The 3,701-nt window shown below is 75.5% G+C and carries 4 protein-coding genes; all 4 read right to left on the reverse strand.

Features of this window, described 5'->3' with window-relative positions; all coding sequences use genetic code 11:
* The coding region (locus ACWEN3_RS43435; RefSeq protein WP_452983350.1) for an AAA family ATPase at window positions 1–1,151 on the reverse strand (1,151 nt) is incomplete at its 3' end.
* Window positions 1,148–2,311, reverse strand: coding sequence for an exonuclease SbcCD subunit D (locus tag ACWEN3_RS43440; RefSeq protein ID WP_452983353.1), 1,164 nt, complete (start codon window positions 2,309–2,311; stop codon window positions 1,148–1,150). The genes ACWEN3_RS43435 and ACWEN3_RS43440, both read right to left, overlap by 4 nt.
* Window positions 2,312–2,418: 107 nt before the next feature.
* Window positions 2,419–3,045, reverse strand: coding sequence for a YigZ family protein (locus tag ACWEN3_RS43445; RefSeq protein WP_452983356.1), 627 nt, complete (start codon window positions 3,043–3,045; stop codon window positions 2,419–2,421).
* Between the two features lie 43 nt (window positions 3,046–3,088).
* Complete coding sequence (locus ACWEN3_RS43450) at window positions 3,089–3,607, reverse strand: SixA phosphatase family protein (RefSeq protein ID WP_452983358.1); 519 nt, start codon at window positions 3,605–3,607, stop codon at window positions 3,089–3,091.
* Between the last annotated feature and the right edge of the window lie 94 nt (window positions 3,608–3,701).

The following is a 3,701-nucleotide window of genomic DNA, read 5'->3' on the forward strand; positions in this document are numbered from 1 at the left end:
GCCGCGTCCAGTCCGCCCAGTTCCTCGGCGGTCCGGCGGGCGGCGGCGGCGAGCCCGGTCGCGCCGGCGTCGGCGTGGGAGTCGGGCAGCAGGCCGCGCGCGTGTGCCTCGGCGGCGGCTGCCCTCAGGTGCTCCTCCTCGGCGGCCTCCCGCAGCTCCAGCGCGGGCGCGACCGCCTCCGCCTTCCGGCCCCGCGCCATGCGCTCCTGGGCCGCTCCATGGTCACCGGCCCGCTCCTGGAGGCCCTCGGCGCGCCGCCGCGCCTCGGCGAACCGGCCCTGCAGCCGGGCGAGTTCGCGGATCTCGTCCAGGGCGCTGCGGGCGCCGGGGTGCGCGGACTCGGCCGCGGCGAGCCGGGTGTGCGCGACGGCGAGGCGTTCGCGGGCGGTGCTGCGGGCGACGGCGGCGGCCGCGAGCACGCCCTCGGCCAGCCCCGGCTCGCCGGGGGCCAGCTCGGGCAGGTCCATGGCGTCGCCGGCCTCCTGCTGCATGCGGTGGGCGTCGGCGAGCAGGGCCGCGTCGCCCTCGCGCACGCGTGCCTCGGTGGCGCGGCGGCGCTCGGCGAGGCGCTTCTCGACGTCGGCGAAGCGCTGGGTGTCGAAGAGCCGGCCCAGCAGCCGGCCGCGGGCCTCGGCGTCGGCGCGCAGGAAGCGCGCGAAGTCGCCCTGCGGCAGCAGCACGACCTGGCAGAACTGCTCGCGGCTCATGCCGAGCAGCTGGGTGATCTCCTCGCCGATCTCCTGGTGGGAACGGCTGCGGTCCTGCCAGGCGCCGGCCGCGCCGTCGTACTCGCGCAGCCAGGTCTGGGCCTTGTCGACCGTGGTGCCCTTGCCGCGCAGTTTGCGCCGCTCCCAGGGCGGCTGCCGGGTGACCTCCAGCCGGCGTCCGGCGACGCTGAGTTCGAGGCGGACCTCGGTGCGGGTGCCCGGTTCGGCGTGGTCGCTGCGCAGGGCCATGCCCTGGCCGCTCTGGCGGGCGCCGGGGACGGAGCCGTAGAGGGCGTAGCAGACGGCGTCCAGGACGGAGGTCTTGCCCGCGCCCGTGGGGCCGTGCAGCAGGAAGAGCCCGGCGGTGGACAGCGCGTCGAAGTCGACGCTCTGGGAGCCGCCGAAGGGCCCGAAGGCGGTGATGTCGAGCCGGTGCAGTCTCACCGCGCCACCTCCCGTACGGCGTCGCCGGCGCGCACGGCGTCGAAGGCCTCGCGCAGCACGGCCGCCTCCCGCTCGTCGGGCCCGGCGCCGCGCACATGGGCGACGAAGTCCTCGGCGACCTGCTGGTCGCTGCGGCCCGCCAGCCTGCGGGCGTAGGACACCTCGGGGTCGTCGGGGGCGCGCTCGGGGGCGAAGACCAGGCTGAGGGTGTGCGGGAAGCGCTCGGTGAGCCGGGCCATCGGGTCGGCCGGGCGGACGGGGTCGGTGAGGGTGGCCTCGACCCAGGCGTCCTCGTGGGGGGTGAGCCGCGGGTCGGCGAGGAGGTCGTCCAGGGTGCCGCGGACGCGGGCCAGCGGGCGCGGCACCGGGCAGTCGAGGCGCTCGGCGGCGACGGAGCCGTCGGCGGCGAGGTCGACCAGCCACATGCTCTTGCGGTGGTCGGCCTCGGAGAAGGAGTAGGCGAGCGGGGAGCCGGAGTAGCGCACGCGCTCGGTGAGGGTCTGGCAGCCGTGCAGATGCCCGAGCGCCACGTAGTCCACGCCGTCGAAGACTCCGGCCGGCACGGCGGCCACTCCGCCGACGGTGATGTCCCGCTCGCTGTCGCTGGCCCGGCCGCCGGTGACGAAGGCGTGGGCGAGGACCACGGAGCGGGTGCCCGGCGCGCGTGTGGCGAGGTCGGCGCGGACGCGGTCCATCGCCGCGCCCAGCACGGCCTCGTGGCCGGCCCTGTCCACCGCGAACTCGTCCTTCACCAGGGCGGGTTCGAGGTACGGCAGGCCGTAGAAGGCGACGTCGCCGTGGGCGTCGGACAGCACGACGGGGGTGGCGACGGCGGACGGCTCGGTGCGCAGGTGGATGCCCGCGCGGTCGATGAGTCCTGCGCCGACGCCGAGGCGGCGGGCCGAGTCGTGGTTGCCGGAGATCATCACGGTGGGCACACCGAGGTCCGCGAGGCGGTGCAGGGCCTCGTCGAACAGCTCGACCGCGGCGAGCGGGGGCACCGCCCGGTCGTACACGTCCCCCGACACCACCACCGCGTCCACCTCGTGCTCGCGCACGGTGGTGACGAGGTGACCGATGAACCCGGCCTGGGCCCCGAGCATGTTCACCCGGTGGAAGGCCCGGCCGAGGTGCCAGTCGGACGTGTGCAGGAGTCTCATGATCCCCGAGACTAACCTCCGGGTCTGACATCACGGGCGGTTACTCCCGTATCAGCCCGTCATGACCGGCCCCACATAGGGGTGTTATGCCCGATTCACTCCAATTGTCAGGCATCACCGTAGGCTTCGCCGCCCAGCTCGAAGCCCGCCGTGCCCGCCGTCACATCGGCGAGCCAGCCGCGGAAGGCGTCCACGTCGGCGTCCGGCAGACCGATCTCGATGGTGACGGCCTCGCCGTAGCGGACGTCCCGCACCTCGCGTCCGGTGGCGCGCAGGTCGTTCTGGACCTTGCCCGCGCGCTGGTGGTCGACGGTCACCGTGGCCAGCCGGAAGCGGCGCCGGGTGATCGTGCCGAGCGCGTCCAGGGCCTCGCCGACGGAGCCGCCGTAGGCGCGGATGAGCCCGCCGGCGCCGAGCTTGACACCGCCGTAGTAGCGGGTGACGACGGCGACGACGTAGCGCATGTCGCGGCGCAGCAGCATCTGCAGCATCGGGACGCCGGCCGTGCCGCCCGGCTCGCCGTCGTCGCCGGCCTTCTGCACGGAGGCGTCGGCGCCGATGACGTACGCCCAGCAGTTGTGGCTGGCGTCCGCGTGCTCCTTGCGGACGGCGGCGACGAAGTCCTGCGCCTCCCGCTCGGTGGCGGCCGGGGCGAGGGCGCACAGGAAGCGGGAGCGGTTGATCTCGGTCTCGTGCACGCCCGTGCGGGCGACCGTGCGGTACTCGTCCTGCATCCCGCCAGCCTATGCGGAGTGCGGACCGCCCCTGATCGGGGTGCTACGGCTTCCTGCCGCGCGGGACGGCGAACCAGGTCAGCAGGGCGGCGCCCGGGGCGAGGGCCGGCCAGCCGGTGCCGTGCCAGGCGAGGACGGCGATCGCGGAGGTGGGGAACTTGGCCCGCACCCGGTCCAGCGTGTCGTCCAGCCCGTCCCCGGCCAGCTCCAGGACCAGCTCCTCCAGTCCCGGGTTGTGCCCGACCAGCAGCAGCGTCTCGACCTCGCGGGGCACCTCGCGCACGACCTCCAGCAGGTCGGGCACGTCCGCCGCGTACAACCGGGGGTCGTGGCGCACCGGGGGCGGGGTGCCCCATTCGGCGGAGGCCAGCTGCCAGGTGCGGCGGGCGCGCACGGCGGTGGAGCACAGGGCGAGGTCGGGCAGGCAGTCGGCCTCGGCGAGGGCGCGCCCGGCCTCCGGGGCGTCCCGCAGGCCGCGCGGTGCGAGCGGTCTGCGGTGGTCCTCGGCGCCCTCGGGCCAGGCGGACTTGGCGTGCCGCAGCACCACCAGCCGGCGCAGCAAAGGAACCAGGGGGCGGCAGGGGTGGTCAGAAGACGTCCGAGGGCACGTATTTCCCCCAGACCTCCCGGAGCGCGTCGCACACCTCGCCCACCGT

It is taken from the genome of Streptomyces sp. NPDC004561, from assembly GCF_053602155.1.